Annotated in this window: 18 protein-coding genes; 5 read left to right on the top strand and 13 right to left on the bottom strand. The window is 40.3% G+C overall.

The window, feature by feature from the left end; all coding sequences use genetic code 11:
• Window positions 1-333 precede the first annotated feature (333 nt).
• Window positions 334-2607, bottom strand: coding sequence for a DNA helicase PcrA (gene pcrA / locus A3I5_RS0109310; protein ID WP_095114567.1), 2274 nt, complete (start codon window positions 2605-2607; stop codon window positions 334-336).
• 599 nt (window positions 2608-3206) lie between these two features.
• Here pcrA and A3I5_RS0109315 point away from each other — a divergent pair.
• Window positions 3207-4406 carry a cation diffusion facilitator family transporter gene (locus A3I5_RS0109315; RefSeq protein ID WP_018374334.1) on the top strand — a complete coding sequence of 400 codons (1200 nt, stop codon included), beginning with the start codon at window positions 3207-3209 and terminating at the stop codon, window positions 4404-4406.
• A 258-nt stretch (window positions 4407-4664) separates the two neighbouring features.
• Here the strand turns inward: A3I5_RS0109315 and A3I5_RS0109320 are convergent, their stop codons facing one another.
• The 8 genes from A3I5_RS0109320 to A3I5_RS0109360 all read right to left on the bottom strand — a co-directional run bounded on the left by A3I5_RS0109320 (window position 4665) and on the right by A3I5_RS0109360 (window position 12416).
• Window positions 4665-5621, bottom strand: a complete 957-nt coding sequence (locus A3I5_RS0109320) for an ABC transporter permease (RefSeq protein WP_018374335.1) — start codon at window positions 5619-5621, stop codon at window positions 4665-4667.
• 1 nt (window position 5622) lies between these two features.
• Window positions 5623-6693, bottom strand: a complete 1071-nt coding sequence (locus A3I5_RS0109325; protein WP_018374336.1) for an ABC transporter permease — start codon at window positions 6691-6693, stop codon at window positions 5623-5625.
• Complete coding sequence (locus tag A3I5_RS0109330) at window positions 6686-8221, bottom strand: ABC transporter ATP-binding protein (RefSeq protein WP_018374337.1); 1536 nt, start codon at window positions 8219-8221, stop codon at window positions 6686-6688. The genes A3I5_RS0109325 and A3I5_RS0109330 overlap by 8 nt, the downstream gene beginning before the upstream one ends.
• A gap of 125 nt (window positions 8222-8346) precedes the next feature.
• The gene (locus tag A3I5_RS0109340) at window positions 8347-9423 is read right to left on the bottom strand and encodes a BMP family lipoprotein (protein WP_018374339.1); all 1077 of its coding nucleotides are present in this window, start codon (window positions 9421-9423) and stop codon (window positions 8347-8349) included.
• Window positions 9424-9496: 73 nt separating this feature from the next.
• Window positions 9497-9886, bottom strand: a complete 390-nt coding sequence (locus A3I5_RS0109345; protein WP_018374340.1) for a cytidine deaminase — start codon at window positions 9884-9886, stop codon at window positions 9497-9499.
• The gene (deoC, locus tag A3I5_RS0109350) at window positions 9873-10535 is read right to left on the bottom strand and encodes a deoxyribose-phosphate aldolase (protein WP_018374341.1); all 663 of its coding nucleotides are present in this window, start codon (window positions 10533-10535) and stop codon (window positions 9873-9875) included. Before deoC ends, A3I5_RS0109345 begins: the two co-directional genes overlap by 14 nt.
• Before the next feature lie 14 nt (window positions 10536-10549).
• Window positions 10550-11827 (bottom strand): pyrimidine-nucleoside phosphorylase, encoded by a 1278-nt coding sequence (locus A3I5_RS0109355; protein ID WP_018374342.1) that lies wholly within the window; start codon window positions 11825-11827, stop codon window positions 10550-10552.
• The gene (locus A3I5_RS0109360; protein ID WP_026217022.1) at window positions 11814-12416 is read right to left on the bottom strand and encodes a class I SAM-dependent methyltransferase; all 603 of its coding nucleotides are present in this window, start codon (window positions 12414-12416) and stop codon (window positions 11814-11816) included. Before A3I5_RS0109360 ends, A3I5_RS0109355 begins: the two co-directional genes overlap by 14 nt.
• A gap of 155 nt (window positions 12417-12571) precedes the next feature.
• Here A3I5_RS0109360 and A3I5_RS12685 point away from each other — a divergent pair, with 155 nt between their 5' ends.
• From A3I5_RS12685 to A3I5_RS0109380, 4 genes are all read left to right on the top strand, one after another.
• Window positions 12572-12745, top strand: a complete 174-nt coding sequence (locus tag A3I5_RS12685; RefSeq protein WP_018374344.1) for a hypothetical protein — start codon at window positions 12572-12574, stop codon at window positions 12743-12745.
• A gap of 393 nt (window positions 12746-13138) precedes the next feature.
• A complete protein-coding gene (gene coaA, locus A3I5_RS0109370; protein WP_018374345.1) occupies window positions 13139-14059 on the top strand; it encodes a type I pantothenate kinase in 921 nt (306 codons plus the stop codon).
• 53 nt (window positions 14060-14112) lie between these two features.
• Window positions 14113-14361, top strand: a complete 249-nt coding sequence (gene rpsT, locus A3I5_RS0109375) for a 30S ribosomal protein S20 (protein WP_083903330.1) — start codon at window positions 14113-14115, stop codon at window positions 14359-14361.
• A gap of 65 nt (window positions 14362-14426) precedes the next feature.
• Window positions 14427-14942: a DNA topology modulation protein gene (locus A3I5_RS0109380; RefSeq protein WP_018374347.1), complete on the top strand. Its 516-nt coding sequence runs from the start codon at window positions 14427-14429 to the stop codon at window positions 14940-14942.
• Between the two features lie 645 nt (window positions 14943-15587).
• Here the strand turns inward: A3I5_RS0109380 and A3I5_RS0109385 are convergent.
• From A3I5_RS0109385 to A3I5_RS0109400, 4 genes are read right to left on the bottom strand one after another with little or no spacing between them, the layout of a single operon-like run.
• Window positions 15588-16823 carry a hypothetical protein gene (locus A3I5_RS0109385; protein WP_018374348.1) on the bottom strand — a complete coding sequence of 412 codons (1236 nt, stop codon included), beginning with the start codon at window positions 16821-16823 and terminating at the stop codon, window positions 15588-15590.
• A 16-nt stretch (window positions 16824-16839) separates the two neighbouring features.
• Window positions 16840-19314, bottom strand: coding sequence for an LTA synthase family protein (locus tag A3I5_RS0109390; RefSeq protein WP_018374349.1), 2475 nt, complete (start codon window positions 19312-19314; stop codon window positions 16840-16842).
• A complete protein-coding gene (locus A3I5_RS0109395) occupies window positions 19311-21062 on the bottom strand; it encodes a rhamnan synthesis F family protein (protein WP_018374350.1) in 1752 nt (583 codons plus the stop codon). The genes A3I5_RS0109390 and A3I5_RS0109395 overlap by 4 nt, the downstream gene beginning before the upstream one ends.
• Entirely contained in the window at window positions 21059-22072 is a 1014-nt protein-coding gene (locus A3I5_RS0109400) for a glycosyltransferase (protein ID WP_018374351.1), read from the bottom strand. Before A3I5_RS0109400 ends, A3I5_RS0109395 begins: the two co-directional genes overlap by 4 nt.
• Window positions 22073-22103: the final 31 nt, after the last annotated feature.

Raw genomic sequence — 22103 nt, forward strand, 5'->3', positions numbered from 1 at the left:
TTAAGAAAAGCGACTGAAAAAGAGGAGACTGACCTAGTGTTCACTGAACACTAGGAGAGCCACCTTTTCCCCGAGTATTTTAGCTCGAATTCAGTTGTAAGATACAAAGCCCGTTATGAAAAGCGTAGAAAAATGAAAAAATTGACGACGAGTCTGTAGACTCCAGGAAATTTTTGAATTTTATCGAGCTTTTTAGGGCGTGTTCAGTTTTAAGATACAAAGTCCATTAAGAAAAGCGACTGAAAAAGAGGAGACTGACCTAGTGTTCACTGAACACTAGGAGAGCCCCCTTTTTCCTGAGTATTTTAGCTCGAATTCAATTAATGTTGTGGATTATTTCTTTTCAATCGGTGCAACACTGGCTAGCAGTTTTTTGAGACCAACTTCTGGAAAATTGATTTTAAGTTCTTGGGCACTGCTACTACCTGAAACTTCAAGTACAATGCCATCTCCCCATTTTTTGTGGTGCGCAGTATCGCCGACTTGCCAATTGATGCTTGGTTTGGATGAAGCTGTATTGGCAGCTTTTGCAGACGCTTGCGGCACAGCTTGAGCCTTACGGGTTTGGAGAGCTTGAGCTAAGCTCATGCCTTGTCCAAATGTTGGCGCAGCCCCATTGACATAGGAAACCTTAAAGCTAGTATCAGCAGGACGGGCGTAACCTTGATAGTCTAGCAAGTCGCTGGAAATTTCACTGAGAAAACGGGTTGGACGGTTGTAGTTGGTGCGTCCGTAGAGGAGACGAGAGCTCGCATTGGTCAGATAAAGGCGTTGCTCAGCTCGTGTGATACCGACATAGGCCAGGCGGCGCTCCTCTTCCAGCTCATCCTCGTCTTCCTTGGCACGACTGATCGGAAAGACATCTTCCTCCATCCCAATGACAAAGACGACTGGGAATTCCAAGCCCTTGGCCGCATGAAGGGTCATGAGGGTAATTTCATTGCTAGTAGCATCGCCATCATCTGTATCAGCAACCAGAGCAAGGTCATTGAGAAAACGGCTAAGGCGTTCAAGTCCAGTCTCCTCTTCAGATGACTCCTGAGCTTTTTCATCAAAGTTTTTAGTGACAGAGAGAAACTCTTGAATATTTTCCAGACGGTTTTCACTCTCAGGAGTCTGTTGAGCAGCTAAGGCAGCTGTATAACCCGTATTGTCCAAGACTTTTTCAACAACCTCAGACACACTCAAACTATCCAAGCTCACCCTAAGATAATCAATTAAATTAGCTAGTTCAAAGATGGCACCTGCTGCCTTTCCCTTAATCGGAGACAGGAGAATGTTTTGACTGGCATCTAAAAGCGAGCTTCCTTCTTGACTCGCAAACGCACGTAGTTTGTCCAATGTACCAGGCCCTACACCACGCTTAGGTTCATTGATAATCCTCTCGAAACTGATATTATCAGCCGGATTAGCAATGATGTTCAAGTAGGCAATGATGTCACGGATTTCTTTACGAGAGTAGAACTTCGTCCCACCGACCATCGTATAAGGAATATTGGACTTAAGCAACGCTTCCTCAATAGTCCGCGACTGCGCATTGGTTCGATAGAGAACGGCAAAATCACGGTAATGGTAATCTTCCTCCCGCTTGAGGTCATCAATGGTTCTTGCAACAAAGACAGACTCATCCTGCTCATCCGTCGCTCGATAATAAACAATCTGCTCCCCATCAGGATTTTGAGTCCAGAGCTTTTTCTCACGGCGATGACGGTTATTTTGGATAACCTCGTTAGCAGCTTGAAGGATTTTCTTGGTAGAGCGATAGTTTTCCTCTAACAGCACAACCTTAGCTTCTGGGTAATCCTTTTCAAAATCGAGGATATTTTGCATATCTGCTCCACGCCAGCCATAGATAGACTGATCAGCATCTCCAACCACACAAATGTTTTTAAAACGAGAAGCTAGGAGTTTTACCAATTGGTACTGAGCATGGTTCGTGTCCTGATACTCGTCAACATGGATATACTGATAGCGTTGCTGATAATAAGTCAACACATCAGGATTCTGGTCAAAGAGTCGCAACGTCAGCATGATCAAATCATCAAAGTCAACTGCTTCTGACTGGCGCAGTTCTCTCTGATAAGCCTTGTAACACTTAGCAACGATCTGAGTGTACATGTCCCCAGCCATATTTTCATAAGCCACTTCGTCAATCAAGTCATTCTTGGCATTGGAAATCGTTCCAAGAATAGCCCGCTCATTCCATTTTTTAGAATCCAGATTTAGTTCCTTCAAAATTCGCTTCATCAAGGTGCGTTGCTCACCTGGATCAACAATGGTAAAGTTGCGATTATACCCGATATGGTCAGCATCCCTTCTTAAAATACGAACACACATCGAGTGAAATGTTGCAATCAGACTCTCCTGAGTAGCCGGATTGAGTTGAAACGCTCGCTCACGCATCTCACGCGCCGCCTTATTGGTAAAGGTGATTGCCAAAATATTCCATGGATTGACCATCTTCTCATCAATCAAGTAGGCTATTCGGTGAGTTAGAACGCGCGTCTTACCAGATCCTGCTCCTGCCATGATCAAAAGCGGCCCCTCAGTCGCCTGTACAGCCTCTGCTTGTCGGTCATTCATCCCTTGTAATAATGAGTTTTGCATTTTCCTACATCTCACTTTCTCATCCATTTGTCATCCATTCATCGAAATATCAACCTATCCATTATACCAAAATTTTAGGAAGCCTGCCTAAGTCAGCCACAGGAAAATGCTAAGACAGGAACTGTTCTGAATTAGACTTACTTTTCCCAATGTCAACGCCTGAGACTGGGCAAGATATCCATGATGGCTCCGCCCCCACCCCTAAAACATGTAATCTTTGAAGATTACGTATAAAAGTTCTTTTCGGTTTGAACCAGTGTTGCCACCGTAACTGTGCGGGGGGGTGAGAAAACGAACTCTTTTTGGGTTGCTCGACTTCTTTCCCACTCCCCTATTTTAGTTCAGTTTTCTTTAAGAATACGGCTTTCTCATCCCCTGTCCTGTTCACGGTTTAAATTTGACCTGCAAGTTTGGACACTAAAATAGCTCAAAAAGAAAGTGCATACAACCATTTTAAAACTGTCTTTTGATTATTTGCGCTAAAGGCTTTTTTCCTATGTTTATCCTAAGTCTAACAGCCCTTGTTTGAAAAAAACTCAGTAAAGCCTTATAATAAAAAGAAAATGATCTCTTGCATATCACACCTTGAAAGGCTACCAATGACTCAAAAACAGCAAGCCAATAACCTCAAAATCGCAGAACGCGGTGCCCTGATCGGGATTGGTGCTTATATTCTCCTTTCCATTGCGAAACTCACAGCTGGAAATCTGTTTAACTCTTCTGCGCTCACAGCAGATGGTTTTAATAACATCAGCGATATCTTATCCAATCTAGCCGTCCTCGTCGGTCTTCGTCTTGCTCGTAGGCCAGCTGACACTGACCATAAGTTTGGGCATTGGAAGATTGAAGACTTAGCCAGCCTCATAACCTCCTTTCTCATGTTTGCAGTCGGTTTTGATGTCCTCTGGGATACTGTTCAAAAGATTGTCGCTCAAGAGACAACTCCCGTAGACCCCATCGCTGCTATTGTCGGTATCGCTTCTGCCCTAATCATGTTTTTCGTTTACCGCTACAATTCACGCTTAGCCAATCGGGTAAAGTCGAAAGCCTTAGCAGCTGCAGCCAAGGATAATCGAAATGATGCCCTAATCTCAATCGGTACTGCTATCGCCATCTTTGCATCTAGCCTTAACTTTCCCATTCTTGATAAAATCGTGGCCATTATCATCACATTTCTCATCCTCAAAACGGCCTACGACATTTTCATGGAGTCCTACTTCACTTTATCTGACGGATTTGATGACTCTCTGCTAGAACTTTATAGCAACGATATTTTGAAACTTCCCAAAATCTCTGCAGTCAAAGCGATTCGTGGCCGAACCTATGGTAGCCATGTCTATCTAGATGTGGTTTTAGAGATGCATCCCGACCTGTCTGTCTACGAGAGTCATGAAATTACAGAGCAGGTCGAAAGCATGCTCACGATAAAATATCAGGTCTTTGACGTGGATATCCATGTCGAACCAGCTATCATTGACGAAGATGAAGTCTTTGAAAATATTTTTAACAAACTCTACCGTTTGGAACATGTGGTTTTAACCAAGCAAGATCATTTTGAAGACCTCGTAGTGGAGAATTTCCAAAGTATTACTCAAGATGGAAACTATCTCAGCAAAAATAGCTATTTAGAGCAAAACGATCTTCCCCACCATCATTTGACCCACTTCACAGTTACCCCCATCAGTCAAAAAAGCATGCTCGTCCAATACCGTCTCAATCAAACACACCACACCTCTCTCTGGCGTCGCCATGAAACTTGGCAACTCCTCTATCATCAAGAAACCCCGTGCAAAGAATGACAGCCCCACTTTTTATTGCAAAAAACCAATATCTGAACACGTTAATTAAGAACGGTACATCCTCACTTTAGAAAGACCACTAAAGACACTCTGTTTTTGAAGAATTATTCAAAAGCTAAATGAGATGGAACGAATTACAGTAGGATAATCACCCCCAAATTTTGATTTTCGCAAAGTATTAAAGTTTCATCATCTTTATAACAATTGGCAGAAGATCACAAAAAATCAACTTTCATCAAGAAAGTTGATTTTTTAGGTTTATTTAGACTTGATGTAGTTAACCCCGTCGGCTTTAGGTGCGACAGCTTTTCCAAAGAAGGCTGCAAGAGCTACTACTGTAATCACGTAAGGGGCAATCTGCAAGTAGACTGCTGGTACTTTAGATAAGAAAGGAATCTGTGTCCCAATAACGGCCAAACTCTGTGATAAGCCAAAGAAAAGTGAGGCCAACATCGCTCCGAGTGGATTCCATTTTCCAAAGATGACCGCAGCCAGAGCAATAAAGCCTGAGCCGACAATGGTCGATGCCGAAAAATTAATGTTAACAGACTGAGCACTCACTGCACCGCCAACACCACCAAGAAAACCTGCAATCAAGACACCGGCATACCGCATAGCATAAACGTTAATCCCAAGTGTATCAGCCGCTTGCGGATGTTCTCCGACTGAACGAAGGCGCAGTCCAAATTTCGTTTTATAAAGGATAAACCAAGCGATAAAGGCTGTCAAAATGGCAACATAGCCCATCAAACTGGTATTTTTAAAGAAAATAGCTCCAATCACAGGAATATCTTCTAAAAGAGGGAATGAGAAACGTCCGAAAGACTGGGTGATAGAATCTGTCTGACCTTTTTGATAAATAACTTTAACCAAAAAGACAGAGAGGGCAGGTGCTAGAAGATTAAGAACAGTACCTGATACCACATGATCCGCACGGAGTGTAATGGTTGCCACCGCATGAATGATGGCAAACAGCAATCCTGCAATACCACCAACAAGCACAGCTACAAGAGGAGTAGACTTGCCAAAGACCTCAACAAACTCAATATTGAAGACAACACCTGCAAAGGCACCGATAACCATGATTCCTTCAAGACCGACATTAACGATACCCGCTCTTTCTGAGAAGACACCTCCCAAACTTGTAAAAATCAAAGGTGCTGAATAGATGAGCATCTGCGAAACAAGCAAGACTAAAATTGATGTGATATTCATTTTACTTCGCTCCTTTCACTTGTTTTGTGCTTCTAATCTTGAGGAATTGTTCAAAGATAAACTTGACCCCGATAAAGAATATAATAGAAGCAGTGACAACATTGATTAATTCTGGCGGAATCCCTGCTCTCGTCATACCGGTTGAGCCGATAGAAAGCATACCAAAAAGGAAAGCGGCAAAAGGAATTCCCAAAGGAGAATTGGTTGCCAGCAAGGCAACTGACATCCCGTTAAAGCCGATAGACAAGTTTGATCCTTGAATATAAACATTTTGGAAAGTTCCTAGTCCTTCAACAGCGCCACCAAGACCTGCCAAAGCACCAGATATGATCATAGAGAGGATGATAGTGCGTTTTGCCGACATCCCTGCATAATCAGAAGCTGTCGGATTTAAACCAACGGAGCGAATTTCAAAGCCAAGGGTTGTTTTCGTTAAAAGGAACCAAATGACAATAACAGCGATGATAGCAAAGAAAATACCGATATTCATCCGAGAGTTTTCAGTCAAGGCTCGCAACCAAGCCGTTTGATAAGAAGCATTGGCAGAAACGTTAATACTTGAGTCTGTATTTTTCATGATCTCATCTGAGAAGACATTTCGAATCAAGTGATTACTCGTATAAAGCAAGATGTAGTTCATCATGATCGTCACGATAACTTCACTTGTTCCTAGATAAGCACGTAAAATCCCTGGAATAGCACCCGCAATCCCACCAGCCAGCATAGCGATGACGACAGTCGCTAAGATTAAGATAGGGCGCGGCAAATCTGGATTTTCTAACGCAAACCAGCCTGCAAAGACCCAGCCGACTAAGGCTTGACCTGGTAGGCCGACATTAAAGAAACCAGCACGACTAGCCACCGCAAAGCCGAGAGCTGTAAAAACGAGAGGAGCCATCGCACGGAAAATTTCCCCAATGGACTTCACATTACCAAAGGCAGTGTAAAAGAGTTCTTCATATCCCCATATAGGATCATAACCAAAGACTAACATAATAAGGGCACCTAAGAGCAGGCCAGAGATAACTGCCATCAGAGGTATGGCCAAGTTTTGAAGTTTCTTATTAGGCATGTACTTCTCCTTCCTTTAAATAACCACCAGCCATCAAAACGCCAAGTTCTTGTTTATTCGTTGACTCAGGGGTCACAATACCATGGATAAAGCCATCATGAATAACCGCGATACGATCTGACACATCAAGAATCTCATCCAGTTCAAAACTGACAACTAGAACAGCTTTGCCTTTGTCACGCTCAGCAATCAGACGTTTGCGAATATACTCAATGGCGCCAACATCAAGACCGCGTGTCGGCTGACTAACGATCAATAAGTCTGGATTACGATCCACCTCACGAGCGATGATCGCCTTTTGCTGGTTACCACCTGAAAGGGCCTTAGCAGGAACAACTTCACTAGCAGCGCGGACATCAAACTCTTCCATCAGCTGGCGAGCTTTTTCGTTAATCTTGCTATAGTTGAGGATACCATTTTTTGAAATAGGTTCTTTATAGTAGGTCTGAAGTGAAAAGTTTTCGGCAAGGGTCATATCAAGAACCAGTCCATCCCGATGACGATCTTCTGGAACGTGACTCACTTGCATTTCAGTGATTTTACGCGGACTCTTACCAACGATATTTTCACCCTTAATCCAAATCTCTCCCGATTTGACTTTACGCAATCCGGTTATAGCCTGAATAAGCTCACTTTGACCATTTCCGTCAATCCCAGCAATTCCAACTATCTCACCCGCACGGACATCAAGAGAAAGGTTTTTGACAGCTGGAACGCCACGGTTCTCATCAACAACCAGATCCTTGATGGATAAGACAACTTCCTTAGGATCCGCAGCAATTTTTTCCGTCTTGAAAGACACTGAACGTCCGACCATCCACTCTGCTAAATCACTATTGGTTGCTCCTACAACTGGCACACTTTGAATCCATTTCCCACGTCGAATAACCGTAACCATATCAGCAACTGCACGAATTTCATCTAGTTTATGGGTAATTAAAATGATAGACTTGCCTTCTTTGACCAGAGTTCTCATAATATCCAGCAATTCCGTAATTTCAGCTGGCGTTAATACTGCTGTTGGTTCATCAAAGATGAGGAGATCAGCCCCACGGTACAAGGTTTTTAGGATTTCCACACGTTGTTGCGCCCCAACTGAAATATCAGCTACTTTAGCTGTTGGGTCAACACTCAACCCGTAACGTTCAGACAGTTCTCTGATTTCCTGAATGGCTTGCTTAAGGTCAATGACTCCGCCCTTAGTGGTTTCTGTCCCTAAAATGATATTCTCAGCAACGGTAAAAGCATCTACAAGCATAAAGTGCTGATGGACCATCCCAATTCCCAAATGAGAGGCCTTTGATGGTGAATCAATCGTCACACTTTTACCATTGATCAGAATTTCGCCGCTCGTTGGCTCTAAAAGCCCAGCCAACATATTCATGAGGGTAGACTTCCCAGCCCCATTCTCGCCGAGAAGGGCATGGATTTCTCCTTTTCTGACATTCAAGTTTACATTATCATTTGCGGTAAAATCACCAAATTTTTTAGTAATTCCACGCATCTCAATGACATAGTCTTTTGTCATAGCTATAATCCTTTCTGACTATCATTTTTTGACAGTAAAACCTACTTCCAAAGAAATAGGCTTTACTGAGAAAAATCTCAGTTCCCAGAAAAGGCGACCGACTGAGGTCGCCTTTAGGGGAGTCATTATTTATCTTCCTTTTTAGGTGTTTCTGGAATTTTAATTTTACCATCTAAGATATCTTTTTTAGCAGCCGCTACTGCTTCAGAAGCTTCAGATGAAAGATTTGTTTCAGCCAACTCGACACCCTTATCAGCAAGTGAGAAAGTTACCACTTCGCCACCAGGGAATTTTCCTTTAAGCGCTTGGTTAGAAATTTCCTTAACTGATGTGCCAACTTCTTTAATAGTAGAAGCTAATACAAAGTTAGACTCTTTTCCGTCTTTAGAAGTGTATTTCCCTTCAGCTGACTGATCACGGTCAACACCGATGACCCAAACTTTATCAGCCTCATTAGTTGTTTCGTTGATAGCTTTAGCAGCGGCAAAGACACCGTTACCTGTACCACCTGATGCATGGAAGATAACATCAGCACCAGCAGCGTATTGCGCAGCAGCGATGGTTTGTCCTTTAGCAGCATCTACGAATGAACCTGCGTAGTCAACAGTGATCTTAATATCTGGGTTAACAGATTTTACGCCTTCAACAAATCCAGCGTGGAAACGGTCAATAACGACGCCTTCCATACCACCGATAAAACCAACATGGTTCGTCTTAGTTGTTTTTGCAGCTGCTACACCAGCGAGGTAAGAAGCTTCGTGATCGGCAAATCCGATACTAACAACATTGTCCTTATCCGCCACTACTGAGTCAACAATGGCAAAGTGCGTATCTGGGTTGTTATCAGCGGCTTCAGCAATAGCTGTTTCTAAAGCAAAACCAATCCCAAATACAAGGTTATAACCACCTGAAACAGCTGAATCTAAGTTAGTAACGTATTCAGACTCACTGTTAGATTGGAAATAAGTGAATCCATTGTCCTTAGACAGACCATTTTCTTTACCCCATTCTTGAAGGCCTTCCCAAGCAGATTGGTTGAATGAGCGGTCATCAACACCACCAACGTCAGTGACAACAGCTACGTTTAGAGCAGTCTCATCAGACGATGAAGAAGATGAGTTTTTGGCAGTACGACTACCACATGCCGCAAGAGTAAGGGTTGCAACTGCTGCAAGACCTAGACCAACAAATTTCTTGTTCATTTCTGAACCTCCTAAAAAATAATTGCGCAACGGATAAGGTTGCAGAGTACCAGTCAAACTGACTAGCCAGATTTTAAGTTAAATCTGTAAATGAATATGGAAGTAACTCCCCGACTGTCATCACGACTGTCGTTTTATTTTTAGAAACCAACGTTACGGGCATATCCTGATCAAAAAACTCTGCCATGACTTGCCGACAAGCACCACAAGGCGAGATCGGTTCTTTAGATGTTCCGTAAACCACTAGCTCTGAGAACTCCTTATGCCCCTCAGACACTGCCTTGAAAATAGCTGTCCGCTCACCACAATTGGTCAGACCAAAGGAAGCATTTTCAACGTTACAGCCTGTAATGACCTCACCAGATTTTGTGACCAGTGCCGCTCCGATTGGAAAATGTGAATAGGGAACATAGGCATGCTCACTGGCCTTAATCGCTAATTCAATCAACTCAGTAGTCGCCATCAGCTTTAAGACCTTTCATAATCGCCACACCTGAGGAAGACCCAATCCGATTGGCACCAGCCTCAATAAAGGCTTGGACATCTTCCAGTGAACGCGCTCCCCCTGAAGCCTTAACTCCCATATCTGGGCCAACAATCTGACGCATGAGACCAATATCGTGAACATTAGCACCACCAGTTGAAAAACCAGTAGAGGTCTTAACAAAGTCTGCTCCTGCTGCTTTGGCTAATTCACAAGCAGTAATTTTTTCTTTATCCGTCAACAGGCAGGTTTCAATAATCACCTTGACTAATTTATCGCCACTAGCATCTACAACTGCTTTGATGTCCGCTTCAACTAAATCCAAATCACCTGATTTAAGGGCACCAATGTTGATAACCATATCAATCTCGTCGGCACCGTTTTTGATAGCGTCCTCGGTTTCAAAAGCCTTAACAGCTGGCGTGTTAGCACCCAAAGGAAAACCAATAACGGTACAAACTTTAACATCTGTCTCAGCCAGAGCTTCTGCAGCAAGGGATACCCAAGTTGGATTGATACAAACGCTGGCAAAATCATACTCCTTAGCCTGATCAATAATCTCTAAAACTTGCTCTTTAGTTGTTTCTGGCTTTAGAATGGTATGGTCGATATACTTATTTATTTCCATTTTGATTACCTTTGTTAAGAAACGATTTCAAGTATTTCACGAATCTTAACTTCCTCCTGTTCTATTTTAACATTTTTTTTGAAATCTGACAGCTCTTTTTGGCCTAAATTCTGGTTTGTGTAAATTTTTGCGACAACTTCGCCTACTTTCACAGCATCTCCGACCTTTTTCTCGAATACGATACCGGTTTCATAGTCTAAATCGTCCGTTTTTACCGCACGGCCTGCGCCTAATTTCATGGCAAATAGACCAAACTCCAAAGCTGGCAAGGCTGAAATATAACCGTCTTCCTCAGCCACAATCTCGACAATCTCAGCCACATCAGGTTCGCGATAAAGATCTGTCAAATCACCACCCTGAGCTTCAACCATAGCTTCAAATTTAGCCAAGGCTTTCCCGTTCGTCAGATTCTCTCTGATTTCAGGAAGATTTTTCTCAACACCTGCGAGCTTAAGCATGATTTGAGCCAACTCACAAATAAAATGAGCGACATCCTCACGCCCTTGTCCCTGAAGGATTTCAAGCGCCTCCAAAATTTCCAGACGATTGCCAATCGCTCGTCCAACTGGCTGACTCATATTAGTCAAAACAGCAACGGTCTTGCGACCGACAGCATTTCCAAGGTTAACCATGGTCTGAGCGAGTTCTCGTGCATCTTCGATATTTTTCATAAAGGCGCCGTCACCAACGGTCACATCAAGTAAAATCGCATCTGCTCCTGCAGCAATCTTCTTGCTCATGACTGAGCTAGCGATGAGCGGAATGATATCCACAGTCGCTGTAACGTCACGAAGAGCATAGAGAAGTTTGTCAGCCTTGACTAGATTATCGGACTGGCCGATGACCGCTAAGCCAATATCCTGAACCTGCTCAATGAACGCCTCTTGCGTTTGCTCAATTTGGTAACCCTTAATAGCTTCTAACTTGTCCAGCGTGCCTCCTGTATGGCCGAGGCCACGACCGCTCATCTTTGCGACAGGTACATCAAAGGAAGCAACTAAAGGCGCTAGAATCAAAGTGACCTTATCACCAACACCACCTGTCGAGTGTTTATCCACCTTAATCCCAGGAATAGCAGAAAGATCAATCTGGTCGCCCGAAGCCACCATATTCATAGTCAGTTCTGAAATCTCCTCAGTGGTCATCCCTTGAAAATAGACTGCCATAGCAAAGGCAGCCATTTGGTAATCTGGCACTGAACCGTCAACGTAACCTTCAATCAGCCACTTAATCTCTTCGGCAGTCAATTCCTGCCCATCACGTTTTTTTTGAATTAAATCAACCATTCTCATCTTTTTTAATACTCTGAAGGATGTAGTACCCCTTCTCCTTTCTGATAATCTCTACCTGACCAAAGACTTCCTCCATCTTTGACTTAGCACTAGGCGCCCCTTGCTTTTTCTGGATAACAATGGTAAATGTCCCACCGCTTTTAAGATAATTGATACTATCTTTGATAATGGCATGAACCACCCGCTTCCCAGCTCGAATCGGTGGATTAGAAATAATATGGTCAAACTCACCCACCACCTGATCATAAACATCAGACTGGAAAATCGCCGCCGAAACCTGATTCGCTTCAGCATTCTTCCTAGCTAAATCAAGGGCACGCAGATTGACATCCACCATGGTGGGAATCACCCCCTGAGCCTTAGCCAGACTGATCCCTAATGGCCCATAACCACAACCAACATCAAGTACGGTTTCACCCCTTTGAAATTCAAGGTTGTTTAGTAAAACTTGACTACCAAAATCAATCATTTTCTTAGAAAAAACACCCGCATCCGTCCAAAAGGTCAAATTTTGACCCAGCAAGATCACTTTTAACTGATGAACGTCATGTGAAACATCAGGATTCTCTGCATAATACATTTTACTCATGCTTTTCATTTTACCACAATTTTGAAAGCGTCTCAATTACCTGACGGAATATCAGTATAGCATTTCCGAACCTTTTTTGCAAGCGTTTCCTTGCAAGAGATTCAAATTTATATTATACTAATAATATAAAGTATACTGAAAACGGAGGGGAACAAATGAAAAAAAAGCCAAGACTAATTTCTATTCCTCTTGGTATTGTTGCTTACTACCTTCTCCTGTCCAGTTTTCAGCTGGAACAAGGAGGTACCCAAGACCTCTACCGTGTCATTGGCGAGATACTGGTCACAATTTCAAGCCTACTCTTTTCCTTGTCCAACAAACAATCGTAGTCGCAGATGAGGTAAAAAAAGCACTTAGTCTCTTTTGTTTTTTAATTTAGTCAGTTTGACGCGGTAGTTGTTTGGTGTAAAATGCTGAAAATCACCGCTTTACTAAATCTAGTCAGCAGTGGTTCGCAGTGGTTCATTGAGAGTGGGGGAAAGTCGATAATTTCTCAGAAATTCGATTTTTATACGTAATCTTCAACGGTTACATGCTTTGAGGGTGAGGACAAAGCCATCATGGTTGTCTGTCCCAGCCTCTAATGACCTGTTCAGGAGTAAAACTGAGCTGACATAGCCAACAAGTCTTACCCATCTTGATCTTCAGTAGTCCGTCATAAAATGTTCTTAGTTACAAATTTTTGGTATAATGTTAGCAATCACGACTTAAGAAGGATTTTTATGCTTAACGAATTTATCAACTTTGAAATTATTTCACGCGATAACTGGCAAAATTTACACCGAAAAACAACGCCACCCCTGACTTCTGCAGAACTAGAATCAATTAAAGCACTTAATGACCGCATCAGCCTGCAAGATGTCATCGATATCTATCTGCCACTAACAAGTCTCATTCGCATCTATAAAAAATCCAATGACGATTTGTCCTTTTCAAAAAGTCTCTTTTTACAAGAAAAGATTCGTCAACTCCCTTTTATCATTGGTGTGTCAGGCTCTGTTGCAGTCGGAAAATCAACAACCAGCCGCCTTTTGCAGAAATTGATCGCTGGTGCTTTCAAAAACGCCAAAGTTGAAATGGTCACAACTGATGGCTTTCTTTACCCCAATGCTGTCTTGGAAGAAAGAAACCTCATGCACCGCAAGGGCTTTCCAGAATCCTATAATATGGATTTACTCCTTAACTTTTTAGACACCATTAAAAGCGGACAAGACTCTCGTATTCCCATCTATTCTCACGAGACCTATGATATTTTAACAGATCAGGAACAACTTATCCAAGCGCCAGATTTTCTAATCGTTGAAGGGATCAATGTCTTTCAAAACCCGCAAAACCATGGGCTTTACATCAGTGATTATTTCGATTTTTCGATTTATGTTGATGCGGAACACGACGACATTGAGAACTGGTACATTGAACGCTTCAGTAAACTCCTACAATTAGCCGAAACAGATCCCAATAACTACTATCACCAGTTCACACAATTGCCATACAGTGAAGCCATTCAGATCGCGCGAGACACATGGAAGTCCATCAATTTGCCAAATCTCAAACAATTTATTCAACCAACTCGAAGCCGTGCTGATTTAATTCTTCATAAATCAGCTAACCACAAAATTGATAAAATTTTCCTGAAAAAATAAATAATGCTTGTCAAACCATTAAAATTCAGATATAATGGTATGGTTAGATTAAGATGGAGGTGAACAAATTGGCAAATATTAAATCAGCTATCAAGCGCGCTGAATTGAACGTTTCTCAAAACGCTAAAAACTCAGCACAAAAATCAGCAATGCGTACAGCGATTAAAGCTTTCGAAGCTAACCCTTCTGAAGAACTTTTCCGTGCAGCTAGCTCAGCGATCGATAAAGCAGAAACAAAAGGCTTGATCCACAAAAACAAAGCAAGCCGTGACAAGGCTCGTCTTGCTGCAAAATTAGCTTAAGACTAAAAGGTATACCCACTTCATCTTTCGAAGTGGTTTTCTTATTCATCAAAAAGGAACAGCTTATGAAAATTGCTATTATCGGCTACTCTGGTGCGGGAAAATCAACCCTAGCTCAAAAACTGGCTCAACACTATCAGATTCCTAAACTGCACCTGGATACTCTCCAATTCTTGCCAGGTTGGCAAGAGCGGCCAAAAGAGTTGCTGTGTCAAGACCTTGCTCGCTTTCTCGAAGCTAACGACAACTGGGTGATTGATGGGAATTATAGTTTTGCCCATTACGAGCGACGTATGGAGGAAGCTGACCAGATTATTTTTCTTAATTTTAACCGCTTTAACGCTCTCTGGCGTGCCTTTAAACGTGCAATCAAACACCGCAACAAAACACGGGACAGCATGGCAGCAGGTTGTCCCGAAAAATTCGACTGGGAATTTATCCGCTGGATTCTCTGGGACGGCCGATCAAAACAAACCAAAACAAGATACCATAAACTATCCGAAAATTTTCCAGAAAAAGTAATTGTTTTAAGAAATCAACGGGAAATGAATCACTTCCTAAAGAAAATAGAAATGATTTAACTATAGTCAATTGAGGCAAGATTAGAACAAACCTGTCTCAAAATCAGAGCAATGTCTAGCAGGCCTTGTCTGAACCCTAGTGTACCGTCCTTGGTTCAATTGATTTATAAACACCCAAAAAGCCCTAGTTCAAAATGCTAAGGCTTTTCATTCGAATTTAGCGCATGCGTTAGTAGAGTTATGCACAAAACGAGCTAAAAATGTAATGATGCATATAGAATTATTTTCAGTTGTTTTAAGGGAACTATACCGCTCCCAGACAAGACAGACAACCCATTTAGGGAGTGGGAAAGAACTCGAACAATCAAAAAAGAGTTCGTTTTCCCACCCCCCGCACAGTTGATTAGGCCAGATTTGGAGTGTAAAACACGAACAAATCTACCAATCAGCAGTGGTTCATTGGCGCTAAAGTACCTAATGATCTTTGCAGGGGTAAGACTAAGTTGGCACAGCCAACAAGTCTTACTCCCAACCACTGCGCTGAGATGTTGACGTAAACTATGAGTGGTGAGGCTGGACTTTTTATACGTAATCTTCAACAGATACACGCTTTGGGGGTGAGGGCGAAGCCATCATGGTTGTCTTGCCCAGCCTCTACTCGACAAAAGCTGGTAAGTTGTTAATGCTCATCAACTTATTAAGAAACTAGTCAATAACTCTATCCATTTTGGGAGCAATGATTTGGTAAATCTCTTTTAACAAGAAAGATAGGACTATCAAGGTAGAAAAAACAAGCGGCATAAACGTTCTCACACCTGAGGCATAAATCGTAGGTGATAAAGAAACAAGCATTCTAGCACCATAACCAATTATGAGAATTATGGTAGCACTTATCGCAATCTTCTGATCTGCAAAGACATCAAATATAACAACTACAATAACGGCCAATAAAAGAATTAAGAAGAACCAGATATATAAATCCTCTACAAAAGGTGGCTGTTCTCGAACATTTGCCATCATTGCTTTCAAAGTTCTAAATGGTGTCATAATGTCAAGTTGCTGACCTAAGGTCAAAATGAGCATTAATAATGATAAACCTGAAGATAGATACCGCTTTTTAAGGATGCTGAGAATGAGAACTGCTAGAAATAACAATGGAATAACCAATAAATCTAGATCAACAAATAAGACCCGATTCGTCTCTACAAAACCATAGTATATTTTTTGCCACAATGACAAGTCATTAAATTCTGGATACCAAGCTACGATTTCTTCCGCTAATCTAACTGCGCTACCAGGAGATAACTTAGCTGATGCAACGCCAAATAGCGACACAACTAAGGAAAAAACATGAGGTAGTACAATTGATTTTTTCCAAAAATAATCAACTACAACAATGGAGCCAAAAAGTAAGAAGCTATAGAAAGCTATCTGCTCTTGCATAACTGCGAAGATAAAAATTGGAATTCCTAAAATCCATCCCCACGTCTTCTGTTTATTAAGAAGCCACATCCCGACTGTTAAACAAACTATCGGAAAATAATAATTAGTTACAGTAGCAATTAATCCTGCACCAATAAACATCTCACCTGAAAAGAGTAACACAAATAAAATTGGAGTAAAAAATTTTAAATGAATATCTTCTTTTTTCAATACGAGTTCATTAAAACAAAAGATAAACAAGTAGCTACTGATAAACAAAGCGATATCAAATAAAAGATAATGAACTGAGAAAAACATCGTTGCCGATTCAATGAGTAAGCGACTGCTCCATGTCTCATATCTTTGAAAAGCAAATCCCAAATAATCATAGTTCAGTTCTCTAGCCCTTTCCGCAAACCATGTTTGATCCCCAGGCCAATTGATATAGGTTAATAGTTGCAGCGTGAAAAATACTGCTATCAAAACGTAATAAAAATGAAGTATCGTTTTTTTATTCACCAGTTTTCTCCTGAATTTAAGGTTGCTTACTAAAAAAGTTTTCATTTCTTGAAAGATACTTTGCGCCAGCCATTAAATCATATTGAATTAACTTTAAATCATTTGCAATAGTTCGAGCGTCATCACTCAATTGTGTTTGATTTATTGAAGCATAATCCAAAACATCGGTCATCAAAGCATAATAAGGTGTAACTTTAGAGTCAGTATGTGCTAAAAGTGCCGCAGTAAAATCACTTGAATTGACATAATCGTAATCAAGTTTCTTACTTTCATGATTGCTCCAAATAAAATATTCTGCTTGATACTGTAACTCAGGGTTATCAGAGAATATAGAATCAGGATAGAGACCTGGCAAATGATCTCCATAAAAAACAACTGTAACATCCTTGTCTAATTGAGACAATTTATCTAAAAATTCTTTGGTTACTATATCTGTTTGATAGACTAGACGGGCATAGTTAGACAGTTCTGAGTTTTGGGCGTCTGTAAACTCAGGACTACTTCCAAATACGTCACTAGGTTCACCATACAACCATGGAATATGATTTTGATAAGTTATGACAGAAAAAAATTGACTCTTGGACTCATCAATATTTAATAAGACATTCTCATAGGTAGCTTCATCACTGGGATAGAGCCCCACTTCTTCTATTACTTCTGGCTCAAAAGCCGTTCCATCAGTTGCAATAAATTTCTCAAACCCTAAACGTCTATAAAAGTCATTACGAGAGTAGGTTGCTGCCCCTCCCAGGTGTATCGCAATTCGATTTTTGCTATCATAAAGATTACTAATTGATGGCAAGTAGGTCATCTTAGGAACTACTTCCGTATTCATTACAGATACAGCCGAAGAGAGATTATAGTAGGGCAGGCTTAACAACGACTGATTTTCCATATTAGCCGTCCCACCGCCATAACCATCTGATCTCATCAGACCACCTGTATTTTTCGAAATGATTGTCCTGATATTTGGAATAATATCTTTCGATAAGGTCACTGCTGGAATCCTACTTGGATCTGCCAAACTTTCACTAAGAATGTATATAACAGTCCTTTCAGTAATATCTGCAGAGCGCTCCTCATTAATAGCTTGAGCTCTTTTAGTATACTTGTCTACTAATTCTTCAATTCTTTCTTCAGAGTAGTCTTCAGGTCTTTCCATAATTGGTTTGGTTAATTGCTTGGTCCAGACATACATGAGAGATTTATACCTAGCATTTGTCATATGACCCATATAAGCGATATCAAGCCAATTATTAACTTTTGATACAACCGGTACACCGTCAACAATACGTTTATTTTCTTCATTAACAAAAATGGAATATACCGCAACGAATGCAGACAAGATAGAAGCAGCCATAATAAGACGAATCTTAGTTTGTTTTATTATTTGTCCAGCAACCCATCGTTTCCTTAGAAAAACAATCGCAACGATTGAAGCCAAAACTGCTAGAACAATCAGTATAGCAATCTTTGAATCTACAAAACCCAGAATTAATTTAAATTGTTTCAACCATGAAAAATCAGTGACCAAAAGGGGTTCATTTCTCATGTTGCTCTTGATATAATTGGCTACTGACACTGCAACGCCAGAAAACGATATTAAAACACTAGCATATACATATTTATTAATAAGAACGTAGACAGTTAAATATACTAAGAAAAGAATGATGATTTGATAAAGAGTCCCACCCGGAAAAATAAACTGACCAAACAACGCTTCGTCTGTTCTTATTCCAAGCTGCAAGGTATAGTTAAATACCACCGCCCAAAAAAGACTTGAGGTAATTGCCATTTCAATGCTCGGTTGATTGCTTTTAAAATCTGATAAAGCCTTAAAGATGAAAAACGAAACCAAGAGAAAGCCAATTAACATCACACTAGTGGTTAAAGCAAGGATACGGGGAAAATAGTCACTCAAATCCTCATTTAAAAATATATCTAAATTAGACGAAATACTTCTAAATAGTTTATTATCATTAATTGCAAAAGATGATGTCAAAATGGACAAAAGATAAAGTTCCTTGGTATAGCTATACCCTAATCGATTGAATTTACTCCTTAGCCCTAGCTCTCTAAATAGATACCGCGAAATAATACCTATAGCAAGAATTATTAAAGAAGGAACGATGAACTTCAACTCCCAAAAGCCATTTTTCAAAAATTTAAGGGGAGATAAATCTGGATTATTAACATTTCTGCTAATGAAAATAAAATAAGACGATGCCGCATAGATAAAATAACCTACCACTAGCTTGAGAAAAAATTTCTTGGAGAAATAATAAGATATCGATATACCAATAAATACAATTGCCAAGGTAAATAATATGATATAAATCGGAAGATTAACTAGCTCCAGCATGTTAGAGCTGGTCAAAAAACGATATCCCAGAGTACAATAATTGATAAAAAAGGCAGACCAGAATAACAGAATATAATCCAATCTTAAAGATGGTAGCACCTGCTTTAAAGCGTTTAAATATTTTTTCATAATTTTATCTTATGCAATAAACGTCTAATGATGTACTTTATTGCTAGTATAGGACCAGTAAATATATATTTAGCTGCTCCTTTGATTCCTCCCATGTAAGTAAAGTCAACTGCAGTTGCTGGGACAGCAAACTGCCTTTCATTTAATAATTTATTGTCAATAAATGGTGTTAAATCTACTGGATTTTTTGAAATTCTGAAATCATACCCCTGATCCCAGGCGATATAGATAAGCAAACGCTCAATGGCATGCAGGATTGAATTTTGTGGCAGAGGTTCACTCGGAACATCTTGATCTGTTAAATTCAGATTAAAAAGTGGTTTCAAAGCCTTGTATTTAAACCAGCAAAATGTCCCATAACTCATGACAAAGGTATCTATCGTTTGAAAATCGATTTCTTTGTTCAGGCGCATCTTCTCCCATAGATTATTCATTTCAGGTGCAATCTGATGCTCATTCCAAGCATTGACGATTCTATTAAATCTAAAGAAAGTTGGAATATCTGCAATAACAATCCCTAAGTCTTCCTTTTGTGTTATGTGACTAAGAATTTGATTGGCTGGTTGGACTAACATCTGAATCAATTCCTTACGCCAAGATTCTCCAGCCCAAAAATCTGCTTCTTTTGATTTTTTAGTGTGAAAATGACCAATAATATCATACTGAGACAGCTGTTTTTTCAATTTTAGCATCGGCAGGACATCTCGTCCAACAGTACCTGTCACAAAAATTTGTGCAGACATTTTGTAATCTGCTATTATTGCTTCTATCTCAATCTTCTTGTCTTCATTATCGGTCGTAATGAAGAGGTCGTAGGAAAATTTAAAGGCCTTAAACTCTTCAAGAAATTCCGTCAGTAGATCTGTGTAAAACACATGTAAATGCACGGCAACTTTTGTATCCTCAGGTAAGGGTAAGTTCTCCTTAGACAAATATTTGTGCGCTAAGAGATAGTTAAAATCAGGCCGTGAGATTTGCGACATATATGAAACAATTAGCTCTACTGGATAATCTGTCTTAGTCCCGATCTCATTCAAGATATAAGGGATAATACTTTGATTAGCATCAATAGCCTTTACCTTGATAAACGGAACCTGTTTAGAGATAATCGCTGTTGGATTGTAATAGGAGAAATCTGGATGCAACATGTCACTTGCATCTTCATTAAGCGTATCAAAAACAACCCCATACTGAAAACCCGCGCCAATGAGATTAGTGGTCACACGAGTCTCATAGTTGTCAATCACATCTTGAACATCAGTAAAATCTTGAACAGATTTCCAGAATTTTTGAAAGGTGGCAGAAGCTATCACATGCTGTTTAAAACTCATGAAATAGCTTTGGATATGCTCGTCAAACTGCTTATTAGCACGAAAATTAGTCATCCCCCAGAAATCTACAGTAGCGTCTTGTTCAAATCGATGAAAGATAGGCGCCATATCATAAAGCGGACCAAAGCAAGTATCATTCATAATCGTGACACTATCATAAACTGCCAGTTGCTCAAAGCCAACTTCTGCCATACCATCTCTCCAGGCAGCAAAGTCGTATCCCTTATTTTCTCGCTGAAGAAAGCGATCCGATAACCTTTTCAGCTGATCTGATGAACGTTCTTCATCTGAGACAAGGCTGTTTGAAATCACAATGACTTCCTCAAACAGCGGTCTCATCTTCTCAAGTTGGTACAGCACATGAGGACTGACCTTGTTAAATTTGTTAAAGTGAATATAAAGCAATAAACGCTTCATGAGTTTCTCCTAAAGAAATCGATAATCTTGGTTGGGATAATCCAGCGACGAGAGTTTATTACAGAATTATATTTCTCGTTTATTACCCTATTTTGCTCTTTCAGCTGATTGATTTGATCACCAGAAATAATTACAACCTCTTGAAGTTGTTTTTCTAGTTCACTAATTCTATTAGTCAAGTGTTTAATGTGTTCGTTAAAATGAAAAATTCTCAATTCCTGCCAAGCATCATGCTCTGCTTGGATTTCAACCATCTTCTTCATATCTCGATTTGTATATTTATTAATATAGTATTGCTGAGTCTCTAGTAAACCATTAATTCTTCTTTCCATAGCTTTAGAACTTTTAGGACGTGAATCTGAATTACCAGTCATCCGATAAGCAACCGTTACTTCATCTAAATAGGATAAATCAGTCCTCTGAAACAGCTCTGCTTGAATCGCAAAAGTATCATCAATTGACCGGTCGGGGATTTCTGAATTGACCACTCTCATCAAATCAGATTCTACTAACCAAGAAGAAGGTAGGGTCATTCCTTTAGTTGCTAGTAGCTTTTCATAAGTATCCGCAAACTTTATTGGACCATTCGTAAATACTTGCTCAGCTATAACATGGTTTTCTTCGTCAACAATGTTAAAATTAGTATTACACCATTTTGAATTCGGATGAGATTCTAGAAGATCAACTTGCTTTTGTAATTTGAACTTGTCAATCCAATAATCATCTGCATCACAACGAGCAATATATTTTCCTCTAGCTTCTTGGCAGATAGATATCCAAGTTTTTGTAATCCCTTTATTCTCATTATTAAGAAAAACTCTCACCTTATCTGGGAAGTTAGTGCGAAAAGCTTCAATTATGCTACGAGAATTATCCGTCGAGCAATCATCTACCACAATAATCTCATAATCAAAATTTGTCTTCTGATTCACAAAACTTTGCAATGCCTGTGCGATATATTTTTCATAATTGTAGCTCGTGCAAATGATTGAAACCATTAACTGTTCCATTTTTAATCACCTAACATTTCTACCTCTGTAC

Source organism: Streptococcus merionis DSM 19192, assembly GCF_000380085.1.
Classification (GTDB): domain Bacteria; phylum Bacillota; class Bacilli; order Lactobacillales; family Streptococcaceae; genus Streptococcus; species Streptococcus merionis.